We start from the raw sequence: 20891 nt of genomic DNA on the forward strand, positions 1-20891 counted from the left end.
TTAATTCATTAATTTTTTTACAATTGGGATATCAGCAGCAGCCCAATCTAAATTCATCAATTCATCTTTGTTTAGCCATTTAAAATCAACATGTTCTGTTAAAGTAAGGTCTGGATTATCACATAAACATATAAAGCTATGCATTGTCAGTATAAAGTCAGGATAATGATGATTTACCGTAATAAAATCTTCCTTAACTTTTATTTCCATTTTTAATTCTTCAAATATTTCTCTTTTAATAGCTTCCTCTCTAGTTTCACCAATCTCCATTTTGCCACCTGGGAATTCGTATTTATGAGAGATGTAATCCAGCTTATTTGTGCCACGTTGAACACATAAAATTTTATCGTTATAAATTATTATAGCCGCAACTACTTCAATACTTTTCATTAATAAAAATATTATTGGTTAAAAATTTATAGTGCAATATACTGAACAATTTAAGAACAAGTATAATCCATTTTTGTTTCAAAAGTATTTTTTAAGCACAAGCAGATATGATATAAACAAAAAAAGCCACTCTTTCGAATGGCTTAATAATTCAACTTTATGCTTGTTAATTTTTAATCACCTTAAACACCGCCGTTTCTTCATCACATTGCAGGTGCACCCAATAAATCCCTTTTGCGGCTTCTTCGAGCGAAACTATAAATTCCTGCTGTCCTTTAAAATTTTCTTTTTTGATAATCTTTCCAATCACATCCGTAACCCGTATGGTCGTATTTTCGAAAGTAGTCGGCAGTTTTATTGTACAGATGCCCGTTGTCGGATTCGGATACAGTTTTGCAGAATGGGCCAATGCAGAATGCGCACTTAAGAACGTCTGACAACTGGACGTATTTCGGCAGCCATTGAATCGGGTCATTGCGGCGTAATTTCCACTGACCGTTGGCGTAAAAGAGGCGTTAGTGGCTCCTGTAACCGGGGCGTTGTTATTGTTGCAGTCAATCCATTGGTAGGAATCCGCCGGTGTGGTGACCGTTAATGCATTTGCCAATAGGGTAACAGTAACCGGAGTGGGGCTGCAGTCTTTGTAGGTGGCCAAAAACATGTCGGAAGAGTTCAGCGCTTTTAACTCTGACACCTCAGTGGAGAAATCAAAATCAGTGGTCAGCATAAAGGATCCGGTGAGTACCATTTCATCATTTTGGGTTATCGCCATGGAACTACCCGATTCGTCCAAAACGCTTCCGGCTGATTTCGCCCAAAGGTATGTTCCGCTACCATTGAATTTGGCTAAAAAAAGATCTCTTCCATCCGTGGTGGTTAGGGTAGTCGCGGGATTGGTGGGGTCAAAAGTGATGGTGGTGCCGCTGTTACCCTGCGACCTTCCAAACTCCCCGGTCATGATCAGGTTGTCTTCGCTGTCTGCCACAATCGCATTGATATAGGGCGATGAATCTCCGGTAATGGGTTTCGCCCACAGATAATTGCCGTTCCCATCGTACTTGGCAATGAAGTGGTCCACACTGCCTGAGGAGGTCGTAATTGCAACGGCGGCCGACGGATCAAAATCGGCACTGCCCACGAATCTTCCGCTGAGGTAGAGTTGATTGTTGGCATTAATCGCCATCGTCTCGAATTCGGCGACATCCAATCCCAGAATGCCTTTTACCCACAATAGTCCGCCATTGCTATTGTACTTGGCGAAATACATGTTGTTGAGGCCACCACCATCGAGAATCGCGGTACCTGCTGACGGGTCAAAATCGACCACATCGGCAAAAGGACCGGTGATATAAATGTCTCCGTTGCTGCTCAGGCACATCGCGTTTGCCCGGTCGTACCAATTGCCTCCAATGGCGTTTGCCCAGAGGTAGTTTCCGTTAGAATCGTACTTGGCCATGAAGATGTCATAAAATTGTGTGGAAGTGCGTATCGCATTGGCGGGCGAAGGGTCAAAATCCAACGAGCCTTCAAAATATCCTGAAATATAGATGTTCCCATTCGCATCTGCTGCGATTGATTTTATGGGATTCGTCCCTGAATTATTGCCGGTTTTTTGGATAAGTTTGGCCCATAGATAATTCCCGGACGGGCCGTATTTGGCAATGAAAATATCACTAAAACCCACCGAGGTTAATGCTGCGGTGTTGGGGGATGGATCGAAATCAACCGTACCGTAAAAATAACCGGTAATATACACATTGTCATTGGTGTCGGCCGTTAGTGCTGTTATCGACATGCTTTCACTGGCGACTCCTCCAATAGATTTGGCCCAACTGTAATTTCCTGCCGGAGTGTATTTTGCGATAAAAATATCTTTTTGACCGAGAGCGGTTAAATTCACTTTGGCCGGCGAAGGGTCAAAATCGACAATGTTTGAAAAGACACCCGCAACATAAATCGATTCGGTCGGACCCAATGCGACTTTGTTCTCGTTTTCGGCGAAGTCACCGGTAGGATAGCCACCGATTATGCCTGCATTCAGAAAAGCGCCCGCGGAAGAATATTTGGAAATAAAGATATCGAAATTACCAATGGAGCTGAGGTTCTGGGTTGCCCCTGACGGATCAAAATCAAACAGCTTACTGAAATTTCCGGTACTGTTTATATTTCCGTTACTGTCCAGGGCAATCGATCCCATATTGGCATCACCGGTTCCGCCTGATGCCTTCGCCCAAATGTAATTTCCGTTGGTATTGTACTGAGCCATAAAAACGTCACGCTCGCCCTGCGAGGTCAGGTTGGCTGTCGCCGCAGAAGGATCGAAATCGACGGTATCACGGAAATTCCCTGCAATATGAATGAGTCCGGAGGAGTTAATTTTAATGACATTAAACCCGTAACCATTAGCTGCCGCACCGACGGAATTTGCCCACAGGTGGTTTCCATTGGTGTCGTACTTGGCCATAAAATTATTCCACTCGCTGGTCGCTGTGAGGTTGTTGGTCGCTGTCCCCGGGTCAAAATCGACAGTGCCTGAAAATGCACCTATAATATGAACCTGTCCGCTTGCGTTCACTGCTATGGCATTTGGATTGGGATCTGCGGTAGTGCCTCCGATATCTTTGGCCCAGATATAATTCCCGTTCCCGTCGTATTTGGCGATGAAGCCATCCTGAAAATCTACGGTATGGGAGGTCAGGTTGGCGGTGGCCGCAGAAGGGTCGAAATCGACGGTGTTTAAAAATTGGCCGGTCAGATAGATATTACCGGCAGTATCGGCGGCAATGGCGCGGGTGGAGGCTGTTGCCACTAACGGTTTTACCCATACAAAATTTCCGCTGGCCGTGTATTTCGCGACAAACTGATGAAAACCTCCCGCTATCTGTACGATGGCTTCCGAAGGATCAAAATCGACATCACTAAGGTCACTGCCTGTTAAATAAATGTTCCCGGCGGTGTCTGTTGTAAACGACGAGAGGCTATTGTATTTGCTGACTAAAATGGTAAAGGACGAAAGGTAATTTCCATCAGAATCATATTTGGTGACAAAAATACCGAATTCAGCAAAAGATTCTGCGGTAGCTTCTGAAGGGTCAAAGTCAAAAATACCTCCCCGCTTACCAATAATGAGTATGTTGCCGCTGTTGTCCAATATAATTCCAAAGCCACTATCACTGCCATAATAGGAATCGGGTCCACCGATGGTTTTGGCCCACAGTAAATGACCGTCTGGGTCGTATTTGGCGAAAAAAACATCACCCCTGTCAGGGCGATAGTACGTATCGATGTAGGTTGCGCTCAAATTGAAGACAGCGGGTGAAGGATCAAAATCAGCGTTTAAGGTATAACGGCCGGTTATGTAGCGATTGCCGGCTGCGTCGACCGCTATGGCATTACTTTGAACGAACGCGGCGGAGGGTGTGGGATTTCCTGCGCTGAAAGCCCATTGTAACTGAGGGGCAGATTGTGCGAAAGTGTTACCGGATAATCCTGCTGCTACTAACCAGATAAATACGTATATATTTCTCATAATCAATAATTTAGGACCTTAAAGGTAAGGAAAATTTTGATGGGGTAGGGTATGAAAAATGTTGTAAATACAACAAAATGAGGGCATTAAAAAAGCCGGACATGGCTGTCCCGCTTTTCAATTATTTTACGGAAGTATATAAAACAAAAAACGCCACTCTTTCGAATGGCGTCTGCTTTTTGCTCCCTCTCTTGGGCTCGAACCAAGGAGTGTGGCTAGCAGTAAACCAAAGCTTTACACCGTTTCTTTTTTTTAAGTTACCGAATTGTATGCCTTTTTTATTAATTTTCTTATATATTTACTAGGTTAGAACTTGTTAATCCTGAAATGAATGAACTTTCCTTTTTCAAATGATCTTCCGATAAATAAATTATCATCGTCATTTTCAAATACATCTGCAACTTACAAATTTTATTGGTTAATTGCAATTCTCGAGTTGGTTGAAGAAGGTAATCAAAAAATTGAGAAAAGAAAACTTTTCTCGAGAATGATAAGTAATTCATGGTATACGGTTAATTATTTTCATATCTCTTTTGGGCAACAAGATTTGATTCAAAAAGCAATAAAAGAAATTACTGTTTATGAGAAGTTGGCTATTGATGATAAAAAAGATAAAGTGATTTCTGTTCTGGAAAATTCACAGAACATTTTAACTAAGAGAGCTTTGAACCATTTTAATTCAAATGTTCCACATTGGTTCTTATCGCCATGGTTCCCTAAAATTAAAGGTGAAAACGATAACAGCCACAAGAGGCGTATTTATTTTTCATCACAAAACTTTGAAAATGATTGCATTTATGGCTTGTACGATGATGTAATCATTATAAATCCAAAATGGATTTCATATTTAAAATTAAATTCGAAAATTCTTAAAGACTTTTGTTATTGGAATTTATCATTATTTCTTCAATCTAGAAATCCTAATGTCCCAGATATTCCCAACAAATTAATTAAACCTGTAATTAGGAACGGACTTATTAAACAAAGAGCCAATTATTGGGATTTAGTTTTTAAAGAACTTGGCTCTGTTAATTGCATTTTTACAGATAAAAAATTGCTGATAGATAACTTTGCTATCGACCATTTTATTCCTCACGCTTTTGTTTCACATAATTTAATTTGGAATTTGATACCTATTGACAAAAGTTTTAATTCATCAAAAAGTGATAAGTTACCATCTATAGATAAACATTTTGATAAATTTTTTGAGTTGCAAAAAACTGCATATGAAATTGTTTCAAATCAAAATCCTAAAAATAAACTTTTAGAAGATTATTTAACGATTTTCCCTAATCTTAAAAGTAGTAATGAATTTGAATATTTAAGATATAAAGACAGTATACAGCCTTTAATCACAATAGCGCATAATAACGGATTTTCTTATTTTTGATCAACTTAGCTTATGAAATAAATTGGAACAGTTAAGTCATTTGGTAGAATTTTTTTTACAATTTTAAATTCATACATTTATACGATTATTGAAAAAAACATGGGAAAAAATTTTAGTATTGATGCAAGACTAATTTTACAATTAGGGAGAGATAGTATTAAAAATCATACGACGGCTCTGACGGAGTTAGTTAAAAATGCATATGATGCAGATGCTACAAAAGTTGATGTAGAAATTAGAGCGGATTATATCAGAGTAGCTGATAACGGCTTTGGGATGACAGAAGATGAGATAAATAAAAACTGGTTAGTAATCGGTTATTCAGAGAAGAGACATTCTAAAGAAAGTGAAAAAGGAAGAAGAAAGACAGGTGAGAAGGGCATTGGAAGGATTGCTACAGATAGATTAGGTAAAATTGTAGAGATTAAAACAAAATCAGCTTTAGAAGTTGGTCAAGGATTACGGATTGATTGGGAGCAATTTGATGTTGACAAAAAATCACTGGATTCAATAGATATTGAAGAAATTGAAAATCCTACTTTAACAATACCGAAAAGAGATGATGGTAAAATCTCTGGCACAGAAATTATTATAACAAGTCTGAGGGAGCAATGGACGTCGCAAAATATACAAGATTTATATGATGAATTATCATATTTCATTTCGCCTGCAGGAGCTGATGATAAAAAATTTGAAATCAATTTTGCAAATGACTTTGATGGTGCTTATTCTAAAAAGGTAAAATCTGCGATAGACAAATTATCAGAAATAGATTTAACAGCAATCTATGATGGTGGGGATGAAATAATTTATACACTAACAAACAAGTATAATAGTGTTATTACTACCAAGATAATGAAGATTACTGAGCTTTACCAAACCTTGAGTATTGAAGATTTGGATAATAAAACAGAGTTAAATAGTGGACCTTTTAATCTAGATTTATCACTATTTATTCAAAAAACTTCTTTGTTGTCAGGTACTAATTTCAAATTAGGAGATTTAAGAGATTTTTTAAATAATAATTCAGGAGTAAAATTTTTTAGAGATAATATTGTTGTGAAACCTTATGGTTTCGCAAAAAGTGTTCTGGGATATGATTGGTTGAATTTAGCAGAAAGAAAAGCAAGAGATCCTGCGGGTGTTGGTCGTGATACCTATAAAATTTCTCCCAACCAACTAGTGGGCTCAGTGTTTATAACTAGAGATTTAAATCATAATCTAAAAGACAGTGCAGCAAGAGAAGGGTTAGTTGAAAATGATTCGTTTTTTGATGTAAAAAATGTAGTTTCTGGTGCAGTATTTCTTATGGAGTCATATAGAGTGAAACTATTAAAAGAAATAGAAAAAAAGCCTGAGAAAAAACCAAAAACAAGTTACGATAGCATTAAACTGATAACTACTGAGTTAGATGATGTCAAAAAAGAACTTGAAAAAATTCAGGCGCATGTTGGGACTCTGGATGATTTTAAGGGTAGGCCTTTAAGTATGACAATTAATAAAATTAGTCATGCTATCGAGCAAACGGAATACACCTTTGAAAATTTATTGGACGAGAAAAGAGTTTTAAATGCTTTGGCAACTCTAGGAATTTCTTCAGCAGTCTTTGGTCATGAGACTGAGGATGCCATTTCCAATCTAAAAATCAGTTCAAAAAACGCACGGGATTACTTAACAGTCGATATAGATATCGCGCAGTCAGAACTTAATAAGGCATATGAGCAAGCAAAATTAGTTTCTGGTTGGGGGGCATTTGCTTTGGCAAGAGTTGAGAGAGAAAAAAGAAGTAAACGAAAAAGAATGATTTCTAAGGTAGTTGTCGATACTATTGAACAAATTAAACCTGCTTTAGAATCAAAATCTATTGAATTAATAGAAGAATATGACGATTTTTATGCCACTTCATATTCAATGGATATTGAATCGATAGTAATGAACTTGATAACAAATGCATTTACTTTTTGTGTCAATGAAAACAAAGTACGTAAGATTAAAATTGTGGTTTCAAAGAATATAATTGAAACGAAAATAGGCTACAATATAATTGTTAGTGATACTGGTAATGGTGTGCCAGATGAATATATTGATAGAATCTTTTCGCCGTTATTTAGTACTAAAATCACGGGCGAAAGGAAACATAACGGGACGGGTTTAGGTCTTACAATAGTAAAATCAATAGTTGACGAAATGAACGGTTTTATTGTAGTATCTAAAGATAAAGAATTAAAAGGAGCTAAGTTTGATATTTGGCTACCCACTGAAATTAATTAATTATGAGATATATAGGACTTATTGATGACAGAGAAAGGACACGAACAAGCTTAAGAAACGCGATTTTATTGCCGTTCTTAACTGATGGAAATAAAGAATGGGATGTTATAGATATCGAACCACTTAGTAGCAAAGCGGATTATCAATCGTGGGTTTTGGAAAATGAAATTTCAGTTTTAATAATAGATGAGAAACTTAACGAATCATCTGTTGTGGACTATTTAGGTCATGATGTTGTTATTTTATTGAGAGCGGTTTATCCTGAATTACCTATTTTCTGTATAACAGCTGCCAAGAGAGACGATGATTTAAATGAAAATTATAAAAATTATAATTTTATACTTTCTAAATCCGACTTTGAAAAAAACACCAATGAATGGGTAAATTTATTCGTAAAATCTGGAAGTGATTTTTATGACAAATATTCTTCAAAAAAAGATAGGCTTTCAGAATTAGCAGCTATTGTTTCCAGTTCAGATGGTGAAGTATCTCCTGAAATCAAAGAAGAAATGAATAAAATTCAGGAATTTCTTTCAATAACGCATAATGTTGATACTGTTTCAACAGAAGCATGGTTAAGAGAATTTTCTGCGGAAATAAAGGAATTTGATGAATTACTCATAAAAATTGAGTCGAACCTAAAATAAGAATATGATTTGGGATATTGTAGTTAAAGATGCACATAAACTTTCACAAGAAAAAAATTATAGAGATTGTAAACCTGAGTTAGCAATTGAAGCTGGGTATAAATGTGTATACTGTTGTATACATGAGAGTAGATTTGGGGGAATCAGAAATTTTCACGTAGAGCATTTTAAACCAAAATCAAAATTTCCAAATTTAATTAACACATATAGTAATTTATTTTACTCATGTTCAATTTGCAATTGTTTTAAAGGTAATGATTGGCCAAATAATCATAGCGATAAATTTGACAAACCTTTTTATCCTAATCCTTTACTAATAAATTACTTCGATTACATATCAGTAAATCCTTCCACAGGATTTATTTTAGGAAAAACAGTAACTACAAATTACATCATAGAAAAGCTATACTTAAATAGACCTCAATTAGTAAATGAAAGAAGGTTTTATCAGCTGATGAATCAATTGACAAAAAATTTAAATTGCTTAAGGGAGCTTGAAGAAAAATTGCAAAAACTCCCGAAAGAAAAAAAAGCTGAAATATTTGATTCTTTTCTTGAAACAGCAACGTCCGTTCGTAGAATCACGCAATTACAAGTTAAACTGCAGAGTATTTCCCCTTATACAATCCCACAAATTAGTAAATGATTAATAAAGAAACAGGCTCTTATTATACCCCATATGTTTTATCAGAATTCTTAGTTAAACATATTGTTAAGAACTATAAGTTAAAAAATTATAAAATTTTAGAACCTAGTTGCGGAGATGGAAGTTTCGTCGAAGCCTTAAAGAACAACTTGCCAATAAATAAAAAGATCCTTATAGATATATGCGATATTAATGAGGAGGAATTATTAAAGTCCTCAGATATTTTGCTGTCCAATAAAAATTTTACTGTCAAAGTACATCTGGGAGATTACCTCACGAAAGAGAATGATAAATTTTCAATTATTATTGGAAATCCACCATACATAAGTAAGAATTTTTTATCTAAAGAACAAATTGAATTATGTAAAAAAGTTTTAGACAAATCCATAGATAAATATGGTGAGGTCAAAAATATTTGGCCAGCATTTTTAATAAAAGCTACTGAGGAACTAGATGAGGAAGGGATAATATGTTATGTACTTCCCTCGGAACTCCTTCAAGTAAAATATACTAAACCAATCAGAGATTTTTTATTAGCGAATTATAGTAGAATTGAAATTTTTGCTTTCAATGAATTAATATTTAAGGGTGCTGAACAAGATGTTGTAGTTTTTATAGGTAAGAAAAAAAGTAATCCTATAAAAAATGAAGTTTCCTTTTATCAGGTAGAAAAACTGGAAGATTTAAAAATTCCTGACTTTGTTGAAAAACATACTAACATAAACAGAAAAAGATTAGACAAGTGGACTAATTATATATTAGATGAAGATGAATTAAATTTTATTGAATCACTTGTGACTAAATTTAAATTGCAGCCTATAAAAGAATTTTGTGCAAAGGCAGAAGTTGGAATTGTATCGGCGGCAAATGATTATTTTATTAGAAGTAAGTCAGAGGTTGAGGAAAGAATGCTAACAGATATATCAAAAACAATCCTTAAAAAGAGCAGTTTTCTTAAGAATACAATAATTTTTGATATTGATGAGCTTATTAAATTAAATAATGAAAATAAACCTACACAATTAATACTATTTGAAAATACTAGATTCAAGTTGCAGAATAAACCTTTTCAAAAATACATTTTAGAGGGAGAAAAATTAAAACTTAATCTTAGATATAAAATGAAACTGAGAGAAAATTGGTATACAATACCTTCTGTATGGCATCCAGAAGGATTTTTTGTAAAAAGGTCTCATGTCTTTCCAAAAATAATTTTCAACCCAGTAAATGCTTTGGTTACTGATTCTTTCTATAGAATAAAAATGCGTGATTCTTTTTCTATTGAAACCCTTACATTTTGTTTTTACAATACATTAACATTTATTTTGTCTGAATTAGAAGGGCGATTTTATGGTGGGGGAGTTTTGGAATTAACACCATCTGAATTTAAAAACCTTAACATTCCGTACCGCCATGAAATAGGTAATGAAGAGCTTAAGGAATTAAATACAATGTTTGTAAAAGAAAAAAGTATAATTGAAATTTTGAATTATACCGACTCAATTATTTTTAAAGATTTACCTATTAATGATATAGACAAACTTAGGGGTATCTGGATTAAACTTTTAAAAAGAAGATTAAAATCTGATATTGATTTCAAATAAAAAAGACGGTTTTTACACCGTCTTTAAGTTTAAGAATATTTCCATACAAACCCTTTACTCTGTTCAGTTTCTCCACGACAACATCTAGTAATAGAAGTTTTCGAAACATCGGTTTTTCTTGATGCTTCAGCAGCCGAAGAGTAATCTGCAATAAATGTTCCGTCTAAAGAATATTGGGAGACGAACTTCTTACGGCAGTCAGGCTCATTTTTAAAAACTGGAGCCTTGGTGTAGCTCCAATAAAATTGTTTACACGATTTATAAATTTGCAAACACGAATTACTGATACTTCGTTTGTCAGTGTCCACCGCTGTTGCTGCACTTTGTAAATCCTCATAAGAATTTAGGAATTCGCCAGTATTAAAATCATATTGATATATGGTTTTTTTAAATCCACCACCACGATTTGAGTTATAGCCATTTTCTTGACTATTGAACTCAATAATAAAATTCCTCTCTTTTTCCGCTAAGTCATTAGCTGTTTCTGCTGTATCTATGGCTTCCCATACAAAAGCATCTGCGCCGTATGTCGCAATAGCTTCTTGAAAATATGAGCCATTTGATTTATTGGCTTTTTGAATATGGTCTTCGATTCTATCCTCTAAAGTTTTTGCAGTTGCACCTATGTATACTTCTTGAGTAATCGTGTTTATAGCTTTATATATAATATTAGTTTCCATTTGCATCTTCGTGTTTGTTTAAAATAAATAAATAAATACCACCAGTAGATTTGTCTTCATACGCACTTCCAAAACTTACGCCATAATCTTTAATCCATTTTGTGAATTTATGGGAAGATAAGTCCTCTATTTCAGGATATGAAGATTGAAAAATCTGAAAAATATTCCTTTTATCAATCCATTTATTAAAAGTGATATTTTCTTTGGCGAATTCAATAAATTGTGGACAACTCTGGTCAATCATCCGATTCTTTCTCAGGTTTATTGATTCAGGTTTAATCAATCCATTTTTTAAATAATCCATTACACAGGTCATCATAAAAAAGTAGAATTTATTCCATTCTTCCTGACTCCAGTCACTATTGAAAAATCGTGACCCAAATTCCATTTCTGGGGTTAATTCTTCATTGTAATAGTTTGCAATTTCAAATTCATGTCTTCGTCTTGAATCGGAAGAACCGCCTGGACCCTTAACAATGTAATTGGAACTAATTAAAATTTTTGGTGATTTGTCCTGCTCAATGTAAAAAGACTGTTTGCCTTTTTTTTCCACTTCTATACCAGAGGTGATTATTGGAAAAAATGATTCAAAATTCACATTGGCTTTTAAATCGTCGTATACCATTAAATCAGTAGTAAGATTTAATCTTTGATTTTTAAAGAAACTGCCCTCTTTTATTTCCTTCCCGTCGAAAGTTTCTAATTCTCTACATTCTTTTAAAGCGAGGCTTAGTAAAGTCTTTCCAGTTCCTCCATGGGCTTGTTTGTTAAGTCCCATTTTTTCGTCATACAGAATAATAGCTTTAGATTCCCCGACTTCTTTATTTCTATGAAGTAAATAACCTAACGTTGTTTTTAAAGCCAGGAATCGTTCATCATTGTTAAATGAGATGTTTTTACAGAAGATTTCAAAATCTCCGCTTGTACTCAGAGAAGGCATTTCGAAATTTCTTTTTATCAATTTGTCTTCCCAAATAACTGAGGTTAATGCGCTGTAATCTAGAATTTGGATACCTTCAGAAGTTACTCTACAAAAGACATTTTGGAAAAAGAAATTTGAACTGTCCTTAGAGTCTCTATCATCAATTAGAGCAGTTTGGTCGAGTAACTCTAATTTGCATTTTGTAACATAAGATCCAACACCTTTTGTAAATGTTTCTAAAACTTCTTCATTCGCATATTCCTTCAAATGCTTCTGTACAAGAATTTTTATTTCTTCCTCTGAGGCAATTCGAACTCTATTATTTGTTTTCTTAACCAATATCGTATTGGTATCATTTATTTTTGCTTTTGAAAAACCGTTTTCGTTTATAAATCCAAGTAGTTTTGAATGGCTGATTTTTGCAGTTTTTCCTTCTTCATTCCAGAAAATTTTATTTTCTTCCTTTATCATTAAATCATTTTTAAAATGCTACTCACTTTACCATTATGGTCTTGTAGTGGAGTAGGTTAACTACGCCGTTTTTGGAACATAAAACTTATTGCTCGAGCTAAATAAGTTGTTTCTATTTCAAAGAACTGGTGCAAAAGTATTTTAAAAATAGAGTTTTTATAGGGGAAAAGATTTCATCCCCTGTTGGTTTTTAGAGAAGAAAAAATCCTTCATAAATTGTAAAACGAATCGTCTTGAAGTATACTTTTTAATCGGTCTATTGCTTTATTTACAGGTCTAGATCCGTTTTTAATATCGTTTATTACTTTTCCTGCTTTAATAATATTATCATATGATTTCGTTTCTTCATTATAATATTGAAAAGTTTTTTCAATCAAAAATCCTAGTTGGGCATCATAGGGACAGTTTAAATGTCCCTTCAATCTAAATAAATGCATTAATAAGAGTAAATCAGTTTTGTTTAAATTGAACTGCAATTTTTTTTCTATTTTGTATTCTTTATCAGAATTATAATTTGAAAGAAAATCTATAACCATGTTTAATTGGAGAAGTAATTCATCTTGAATTGTACTATTAAAATAGTCAGCTGATGATACTCTTTCCCCTATTACGAATAGCTCATCTAGTGTGTATTGTATGAAATGTTCTCTTTCGGGTACATTGTGTAAAAACTGGGAATCTATTTTCGTGTTTATCTTTCCAATAAAAGTTCTAGCTAAGGTATTTATCTGTGGATTGATGAAGTCGTAAAATGAAATCTCTGTAACATCAGGATTGTGATTTTCATCTACAGATTGAGTTGTTATTGTAAAATCGCCTAGAATAAATTGCTCATATTGTGGCTCCTCCATTCCCTGACGACTAACGTCGTAGTTGGCAAACTTATTTTGAAGGGCTAAATATCTTTCAACGGTGGTAAAATCTGAAAAAAGTACGTTTAATATCATAATATAAATTTGATGCCAAGTTTGACAAGTTTTTTAGTAAAAAAGGTAACGCAATGTATATATTTTTTGCGTTACCTAATTAAATAGCTATTACGTTTTCAATTGTTTTTTGTTAAAGGAGAAACGGTTTCAAAAGCTTGGTCATACAAAAAAGCATAACTCCTTTGCCTATTTTAAACTTCGATATTAAAGTGAAAGTAAAAATAAGCGGCATTGTTAATTATATAAACAGTTTTTAATTCTAATGTAACCTTGATTTCGTCAACTAATACAATCTGCCCACTCTCCAGTACTCCGATATCTCGCAATACTTTTACTGAGAATGGACAAAACAACCGTATTAGGACACCGTAATGCGTAATAACATACAATTCTTGTGGAGAACTGTATTTTAACAGCTCCGCCAACTCTTTTTTTGTCATTTGTGGAGTGATTATTTCTTTTTTTAGATGCTTTTTTTGCTGTTGTAAATGGGCATAAAAGCTATGTATAATTAATGAAGGAAGTAGTTTGGTTTCTGATTTTCAACCGAATTTAGCATGTAATTGATAAACTCGAATGCATTTACATTGCGCTCCAAGTTATTGTCAATATACGTGCTCTTATTGGCTTCTGTCATTAGATTGTAAAGACTCCAAAAGTTAATCGTATTGTCCCCTGATTTAGAGAAGTGTGCATCCGTATGATAATCCTTCACGATAATATTTAGCTGCGTGTCATTTATCGCCAATGGGAACAGGGTTTGCTTTTCTTCTTTAGCCAAATACGGAAACAACTTCATTTTACCAATAAGGTGGGCAAATTGTATTTCTGTTAACGAGTACCTGAACATTCTTTCCATATTGATAAGATGCTCCTTCTTTTTATAGTTGTTGACTAGCTCATAAATTTTAGCTTTCAACTCTAATACAGAACTTACCCGAAGATCCTCCAGCAAGCCATCAGTCGAAACACAGAGGTTCGTACAAACTGTATTCTGGAATCCAATAAACACTTTAAATTTTTCCATAGATTTTTTACTGAAAAGGTTTTCCTGATTATATGAACGTACACCACCGATGGTTAAATTGAGTTTATTGCCATTGATAATTTCACTTATTTCAGGGATTTCTATTAGGAACATACAGCGCTCATAATAGATGGTCTTCTCGCTGTCAGAGAGCTCGTTTGCGGGCTTTCCAATTGCGGACGGAATTCTGCCTTTGATTATGTGAGATGTTCTTATATTAGGCGTTAAAACGCCTTTATAACTCAATATATCTTCAATCACTTCTTTCGCGCTGTTGATAAATTCATAATGGCTAATTGTACACTCATTATCTTTGGAAAACACGGGAATCGTGCATTCATTTTGGAGATGTTTCAACGAAACTTCAATTGTGTTCGCTTCAATAAAATTTCTTTTTTTTGATTGAACAATTTCTATGTCATCAATGATTTGACTGTCGGGATTATTTATTAATAAATTCATTTTCTTGAGGATTTAAGTTTTGAATGATTTCTTCTTCGTTGATTAATTGTGCTGAAGCATTATCTAATACTTCTTTTCTAGCCATTACAATTGGATAAAGTTCAGTGCTTAAATTTGGGTACTTAGCATAAACTTGTTTCAAACTATCAGCAGTTTCGCAAGTATTGATTTCTTCTTTAATTTTATCAATACTAATTCCTTGATTACACCAATTGATTAATTTTTTTCCAGTTGCAGAATTAATTATAAATTCAGGTTTACCCATAAATAAACCAGTTCTGTCTTTAGATGCGGACACGAGATGATTATCATTTAATAATTCAAAGTTTACTGTGAGCTCATACTCAAAACCTTCTCTTGTAATTTCTTTTGTACCCAGTTTCATTACTTTGGTTTTACCATTACCATCTTTGTCAAGGCTGTAATCCACCTTTCTACGGGAAGTGGTAATAACATGGCATGGAGATAGCAGGATAGCATCTATAAAAGAATTATGACGAGGAGTTACACGAGCCCAATCTTGAAAACGAGCTCCTAATTGTTCGTGGATTTCAAGACATCCGCCTTTTCCCTGCCATTCATGCGAGATAGAATCAATAATGATAATTTCTATACCTGAGTCTTCACATACCTTAATCGCTTTAATATAGCGTTCTGGGGTAAATGGTTCTTCCAGTGACAATACATTGAAATCTCCTAAATGAGAGTAAAGGCTTGCGGATTTGTTCTCTGTGTCAATTAAAGCGATTTTGCCCCAATCGTTTGTGATTCCATAAGCTAACAATAATGCGGAATAGGTTTTTCCAAATCCACTAGGACCTGAAAGACCAATGCGTAGTTTTACCTGATGGCGTTCTGCTTTTTGTAGTTTCATAATTTTTAGTTTTAAATTTTTTCTTTAGAAATTTGACAATTGTTTTGAAATAGATGTAATAAAAAAGGTCTCCCAAAAAGAAGACCTTGTTATTTATACCTTTCAAGGGTTTAGTGGACTAATTCACTATTTACTAACTGATGTTTTAGTGCATCGACACCCGTTACATACTCGTAACGATGATTTAGTTTTACAGTTTCACCCGTTTCCTTAATAGTGAACTCATAAGAGTCACTTGGAACTTTGACAATCGTACCTTCAAATTGTGAACCAATTAAACTTTTGCAAGTCGCTTCATCGAATGTTGCTGGGACTCTAACGGTTCTTGTCGTGAAATACATTTTGCCAGTTGTAACACTTTTTACAGGTTCGACTCCTCCCTGCAAGACTAATAACAAGAAATTTTCGCCGTCTTCTTTTTCTACTGATTTGTAATCAATTACACTTACCATAGTTTTTTGTGATTTAAGATTAAACAATAATGGATAATTCCCAGGAATTGAAAAGTTAGAACGTCAATTCAACTCTACATTCCTGGGGGTATCTCCCAAAGTTTGAGGAGAGTCGGGGCTTGATGTTGGGTTTATCCACACGTTTGATCATAAATTTTTTTAAAAAAAATAAAAATTTTAACCATAAAAAAAGGCTCCCGTAATGGAAGCCCTGATGTTTAAATTTTTAACTCTGAATCCAAATCATGATTCTATAAATTTAGGGTAAACATTAGCGTATGCTTTTGAGATTATATATTCAATGTCGTCTTCGTTGATGTCAAATTCCACTTTATTTGATGTTAATTGGGTTTTGAATTCGTTACTTATTATCTGCATCTTGTTTATTATTTGAAGTCCTTCAAGCGGACTGTCTTTCCACGGATTGTTAGGGATGAAACCTTCAATTTCTTGAATCATGATTTTTTCGATTTTGCCAGCCCAAAAAACATTAATCTTTTTATTTACAATAACATCATCAAAGATTCTAACTGGTTGTATTTCCTCCTCAAAATCCTCCTCCTCAAAATCCTCCTCCTCGAAATCCTCTTCTTCCAGACCCATAGTATGATTAATAGCTAAAATTTCTTCTGAAGGTTTTTGTACTTGCATAATGTCAATTTCCGTAATAACAGCGGGAGAATTGGTTTTGTCGATTAATTCCTCATTGTTATCACTTTTAATTGTATTATAAATGAAGATAATAATTAGAAGAAACACAACTCCTATTCCAATATTTCTATAAACCCCCCATTCCTCTTCCCACTTTTGTTGTCGAAATCTATTCAACGAACCTTGAACATCGTTCGGATTAATGTCACCATTCCATTTTATTTCTGAATCATATTTTGATGAACCCAAATCAGTATTATAATATTGGTTATTTGAATAATTACTTGTTGTTTGTGTCGATGTTGAATCTAATTTATTTAATTCATCTAAGAGTAATTCATTTTCACTTTTTGATTCATTTTCCTTCGGCTCTACTTTTAATCCCAAGTGGGTTGTTTTTGATATGGGCAATTTAGAAGTGGGATCAAAAATCGATACTTTATTAGTTTTACTTTCACCATCTGTTTTGATATCATCTTGGGCTGTAACTGTAAAATTGGAAATTATTAAAAATGAAAGTAGAAGTAGTTTTTTCATATAGTTGTTGTTTTTTAGTTTAAAATAATAATTGATTTTTGTTGGTTAAAACTCATGGCACTTTGCATCTTTTTGTATTTCTAAAAATACAAATCTAATTTAATTTTCGACTTATAAGTCGAGAGGTGAAAGGAATTTTGAGTTAGCCATTTGTTTCCTTTGTTCAATGCAGAAGCATCTTGAACAAATAGAAGTTGAATTAACTCAAAGGCTCTACAAAGAGTTCCTTGTGAAATTTGATGGAAATAAATCTGAATTTGCCAGAGCTTCACAATGTTCAGAAACTACCGTACGAAGGGTATTTAGAAATGAACAAAGAATGACAGTAGATTTATTATTGAGATTTTGTTCTGCTTTAGGGAAAAATATAAATGAAATCTTTGAAGGATTAGATATTTTAAATAAAAAAGGAGACTAGGCTTATTAAATATGTTAGTCTCCTTTTGTGTTATTTCAATTTATTTTTAAGATTGGACATTGCCTCACTCACTTTCTTCTGAACAATTTTCCCATAACTCTCTTGTGTAATAGTCATATTTGAATGACCTAACAATTCTGATACAATTTCCATAGGAACATCGTTGAAAAGCAGAACCGTAGACGCAAATGTTTTTCTTGCAATATGATGAGTAAGTCGTTTTTCAATTCCAGTTATTTCCGCAATCTCTTTGAGATAAGAATTGAATTTCTGGTTGCTTATGGATGGGAATACGAGTTTCTTCTCATTTGAATACTTATCAATAATTTCTTGAGCCTTTGGAAGTATTGGAATAGAGATTTGACGCTGTGTTTTCTCTCGTTTCATTTGAATCCAGTTAATGCCATCAAAGCCTACTTGTATGTTTTGCTTTTCAAGATGGGTCATTTCTGTGAACGCCAATCCTGTATAGCAGCAAAAAATAAATAAATCTTGAATGATGCATAATCTTTTTTGTTGCAATACCGCTTCTTCAAGTGTTTGGAGTTCTTCTGTGGTAAGGAATGTAACGACTTTACGAACTGTTTTGGACTTATGGAGTACAAAAGGATCCCTCGCTAAATAACCTTCTGAAATGGCTTGTTTTATTGGCGCTCTAAGTCTCTGTATTGTTTTATTGATGGTAATCTGCTCTTGACCTTTCTCTGTCTTTAAATAGTAATCAAAGTAGTCAAGAAATTGTAAGTTCAATTCTTCCAAAGGGAAGTCTGATTTTTTAAATTTCCATTTTATGAATGACTCTAAATGCGTGCCAACATAGACGAATTTTTTATAGGTGCTCTCTTTGATTTCTAATCCTACAAGTTTCTTGATTTTAGTTAAATATTGTTTGTAATAGGAGAGGATGTGTTCTTTCTTTTTGATTTCTACACCGATATATTTATTATAGATGTTATCAAGCGTGCAATCTGCTCCCTGAAGTTGGAGAACCAATGCAATATTTTTTATCTTAATTTCAATTTTCTCAATTTGAGCATTAATGAATTTGTGATTAGAATCCTGTGTGTTGACTTTTTGGAGTTTGTTTCCCCAATATTTGGGATTAACAAAAAGTCCTGTACTGAATTGTTTCCGTTCTTTATTGAACGTAATTCTACAATTAAGAGGACATAATCCTTTTTGATTGGTTTTGTTTGCGCTAATTACAAACAGAATGGTGATTTTTTCTTGATGCATTTCCAATTGAATTTGAGTTAAACAATTGGCATATCAATTCGGAATTTAAAAATGGGTACCTCGAGATTTTAGATGGGTACCGATTTGGGTACCTTTTTTTATCAAAAAACCTGTCAAAGTTGTCAAACGACAAAATATCCATTTGTAATAGAAATTAAGTGAAGTCTTGAGTTTACTGAGATTGTATAAAACAAAAAACGCCACTCTTTCGAATGGCGTCTGCTTTTTGCTCCCTCTCTTGGGCTCGAACCAAGGACCCTCTGATTAACAGTCAGATGCTCTAACCAACTGAGCTAAGAAGGAAACTGAGCAAGAAAAGTTAACGTGTGTTTCACTTTTAAAGCGGTGCAAATATAGGGCGAAATTTAATTATTGCAAACAAATTTCAATAAATTTTTCAAAATAATTATTTTCCGATAACGGCTTTGTAAATATCGTTCCCGTTAGCAAATAAAAGGAGCGAGATAAGTAATACGAAACCAACCATTTGGGCATTTTCCATGAATTTATCGCTTGGTTTTCTTCTCGAGATCATTTCGTATAATAAAAACATCACATGTCCTCCATCCAATGCCGGAATAGGCAATAAGTTCATTACACCCAACATAATCGACAGCAACGCCGTGATGCTCCAAAATGCTTCCCAACTCCAGGTTTTAGGGAAAATGTCAAAAATGGCTTTAAAACCACCCACACCTTTGTAGGCACCTGTGCTTGGATTGAAAATCGCTTTTAATTGTTTTCCGTATCCTAATAATTGGTTTTTACCTTTTGTTATTCCAACAGGAATTGATTCCAATAATCCGTATTCCTGTTTGCTTACTTTGTACAAACCTAACTTTTCTAAATTATCAGCCGACAATCTCGGAGCGAATGCTATTCCCATTTTGGCACTGTCATTCACTTTCAGGGAAACAGCAATTTCCTTGTTGTCTCTGGTGACAATAGCAGGAACTGTTTTTCCTTTCAGGCTGTCTACTGCTCCTATAATCTCATCGGCATATTTCACGGGAACACCATTGAAGCTGGTAATGATGTCTTTTGGCTGGACCTTATCCTTGTTTGGAGAATCTTCGGTAACTCCGCCAACAACAAAAGGAATTCTCAATTCAACCACAGAGATTTTTTCTCCCTGCATCAATTTGTCAATAAAATCTACCGGCAAGGCAATTTTTTGTTCGGTTCCATTGCGCTCCACGACCACTTCTTTTCCTAAAAGGATTTTTTCGTTCAGTTCGTGGAATTTATCGGCTTTAACACCGTCAACGGAAATAATTTTATCACCGGTTTTCAAGCCTGTTTTCTCCACTACCGGATTCGCGATCCAGATACCGTCTTTTACTTCCGAATTTGAAATGTACAAATCCCCATAAGCGAATGCCATCCCGATGTAAATGATAAAGGCTAAAATAAAGTTGACCGTCACTCCTCCAAGCATAATGATCAATCGCTGCCAGGCCGGTTTCGAACGGAATTCCCACGGTTGAGGGGGAAGTGCCATTTGCTCTTTGTCCATGCTTTCGTCAATCATCCCTGAAATTTTCACGTAACCACCAAGAGGCAACCATCCGATTCCGTATTCGGTTTCACCGATTTTCTTCTTAAACAAAGAATACTTAACGTCAAAAAACAAGTAGAATTTCTCTACTCTGGTTTTAAATAATTTGGCAGGAATAAAATGTCCTAATTCGTGCAGTATAATCAGTAAAGAAAGGCTCAGTAAAAACTGGCCCATTTTGATAGCTATTTCCATTT

At 34.3% G+C, this 20891-nt stretch carries 18 protein-coding genes and 1 tRNA gene; 6 read left to right on the plus strand and 13 right to left on the minus strand.

What is annotated here, in order from left to right; all coding sequences use genetic code 11:
* A complete protein-coding gene (locus FNW07_RS02545) occupies nt 1-390 on the minus strand; it encodes a (deoxy)nucleoside triphosphate pyrophosphohydrolase (protein ID WP_126742456.1) in 390 nt (129 codons plus the stop codon).
* Nucleotides 391-556: 166 nt separating this feature from the next.
* Complete coding sequence (locus tag FNW07_RS02550) at nt 557-3919, minus strand: T9SS type A sorting domain-containing protein (protein ID WP_126742457.1); 3363 nt, start codon at nt 3917-3919, stop codon at nt 557-559.
* Nucleotides 3920-4250: 331 nt separating this feature from the next.
* Between FNW07_RS02550 and FNW07_RS02555 the strand changes: the two genes are divergently transcribed.
* The 5 genes from FNW07_RS02555 to FNW07_RS02575 all read left to right on the plus strand — a co-directional run bounded on the left by FNW07_RS02555 (nt 4251) and on the right by FNW07_RS02575 (nt 10477).
* A complete protein-coding gene (locus tag FNW07_RS02555; protein ID WP_126742458.1) occupies nt 4251-5309 on the plus strand; it encodes an HNH endonuclease domain-containing protein in 1059 nt (352 codons plus the stop codon).
* Nucleotides 5310-5408: 99 nt separating this feature from the next.
* A complete protein-coding gene (locus FNW07_RS02560) occupies nt 5409-7580 on the plus strand; it encodes a sensor histidine kinase (protein ID WP_126742459.1) in 2172 nt (723 codons plus the stop codon).
* 2 nt (nt 7581-7582) lie between these two features.
* The gene (locus tag FNW07_RS02565; protein ID WP_126742460.1) at nt 7583-8227 is read left to right on the plus strand and encodes a hypothetical protein; all 645 of its coding nucleotides are present in this window, start codon (nt 7583-7585) and stop codon (nt 8225-8227) included.
* A gap of 4 nt (nt 8228-8231) precedes the next feature.
* Nucleotides 8232-8873, plus strand: a complete 642-nt coding sequence (locus FNW07_RS02570) for an HNH endonuclease (protein ID WP_126742461.1) — start codon at nt 8232-8234, stop codon at nt 8871-8873.
* Nucleotides 8870-10477, plus strand: coding sequence for an N-6 DNA methylase (locus FNW07_RS02575; protein WP_126742462.1), 1608 nt, complete (start codon nt 8870-8872; stop codon nt 10475-10477). Before FNW07_RS02570 ends, FNW07_RS02575 begins: the two co-directional genes overlap by 4 nt.
* A gap of 29 nt (nt 10478-10506) precedes the next feature.
* Here the strand turns inward: FNW07_RS02575 and FNW07_RS02580 are convergent, their stop codons facing one another.
* The 8 genes from FNW07_RS02580 to FNW07_RS02615 form a co-directional block, all read right to left on the minus strand.
* Nucleotides 10507-11157, minus strand: a complete 651-nt coding sequence (locus FNW07_RS02580) for an NUMOD1 domain-containing DNA-binding protein (protein WP_126742463.1) — start codon at nt 11155-11157, stop codon at nt 10507-10509.
* The gene (locus FNW07_RS02585; protein ID WP_126742464.1) at nt 11147-12550 is read right to left on the minus strand and encodes a primase-helicase family protein; all 1404 of its coding nucleotides are present in this window, start codon (nt 12548-12550) and stop codon (nt 11147-11149) included. Before FNW07_RS02585 ends, FNW07_RS02580 begins: the two co-directional genes overlap by 11 nt.
* A 209-nt stretch (nt 12551-12759) precedes the next feature.
* The gene (locus FNW07_RS02590) at nt 12760-13497 is read right to left on the minus strand and encodes a hypothetical protein (RefSeq protein ID WP_126742465.1); all 738 of its coding nucleotides are present in this window, start codon (nt 13495-13497) and stop codon (nt 12760-12762) included.
* Nucleotides 13498-13670: 173 nt separating this feature from the next.
* Nucleotides 13671-13919 carry a hypothetical protein gene (locus FNW07_RS02595; RefSeq protein WP_185964605.1) on the minus strand — a complete coding sequence of 83 codons (249 nt, stop codon included), beginning with the start codon at nt 13917-13919 and terminating at the stop codon, nt 13671-13673.
* Nucleotides 13920-13990: 71 nt separating this feature from the next.
* Nucleotides 13991-14968 (minus strand): DUF3871 family protein, encoded by a 978-nt coding sequence (locus tag FNW07_RS02600; protein ID WP_126742466.1) that lies wholly within the window; start codon nt 14966-14968, stop codon nt 13991-13993.
* Nucleotides 14949-15842, minus strand: a complete 894-nt coding sequence (locus FNW07_RS02605; protein WP_126742467.1) for an AAA family ATPase — start codon at nt 15840-15842, stop codon at nt 14949-14951. Before FNW07_RS02605 ends, FNW07_RS02600 begins: the two co-directional genes overlap by 20 nt.
* 110 nt (nt 15843-15952) lie before the next feature.
* Complete coding sequence (locus FNW07_RS02610; RefSeq protein ID WP_126742468.1) at nt 15953-16294, minus strand: hypothetical protein; 342 nt, start codon at nt 16292-16294, stop codon at nt 15953-15955.
* A gap of 243 nt (nt 16295-16537) precedes the next feature.
* Nucleotides 16538-17482 (minus strand): hypothetical protein, encoded by a 945-nt coding sequence (locus FNW07_RS02615; protein ID WP_126742469.1) that lies wholly within the window; start codon nt 17480-17482, stop codon nt 16538-16540.
* Nucleotides 17483-17648: 166 nt separating this feature from the next.
* Between FNW07_RS02615 and FNW07_RS02620 the strand changes: the two genes are divergently transcribed.
* A complete protein-coding gene (locus FNW07_RS02620; RefSeq protein WP_126742470.1) occupies nt 17649-17900 on the plus strand; it encodes a helix-turn-helix transcriptional regulator in 252 nt (83 codons plus the stop codon).
* Between the two features lie 30 nt (nt 17901-17930).
* Here FNW07_RS02620 and FNW07_RS02625 read toward each other — a convergent pair whose 3' ends face one another.
* From FNW07_RS02625 to rseP, 3 genes are all read right to left on the minus strand, one after another.
* Nucleotides 17931-19136, minus strand: coding sequence for a site-specific integrase (locus FNW07_RS02625; protein ID WP_126742471.1), 1206 nt, complete (start codon nt 19134-19136; stop codon nt 17931-17933).
* Nucleotides 19137-19365: 229 nt separating this feature from the next.
* Nucleotides 19366-19439: transfer RNA gene (locus FNW07_RS02630), tRNA-Asn, on the minus strand.
* A 103-nt stretch (nt 19440-19542) separates the two neighbouring features.
* A complete protein-coding gene (gene rseP, locus FNW07_RS02635; RefSeq protein WP_126744222.1) occupies nt 19543-20889 on the minus strand; it encodes an RIP metalloprotease RseP in 1347 nt (448 codons plus the stop codon).
* Nucleotides 20890-20891: the final 2 nt, after the last annotated feature.

Origin of the sequence: Flavobacterium sp. GT3R68 (genome assembly GCF_007109225.1) — a bacterium.
Classification (GTDB): Bacteria; Bacteroidota; Bacteroidia; order Flavobacteriales; family Flavobacteriaceae; genus Flavobacterium.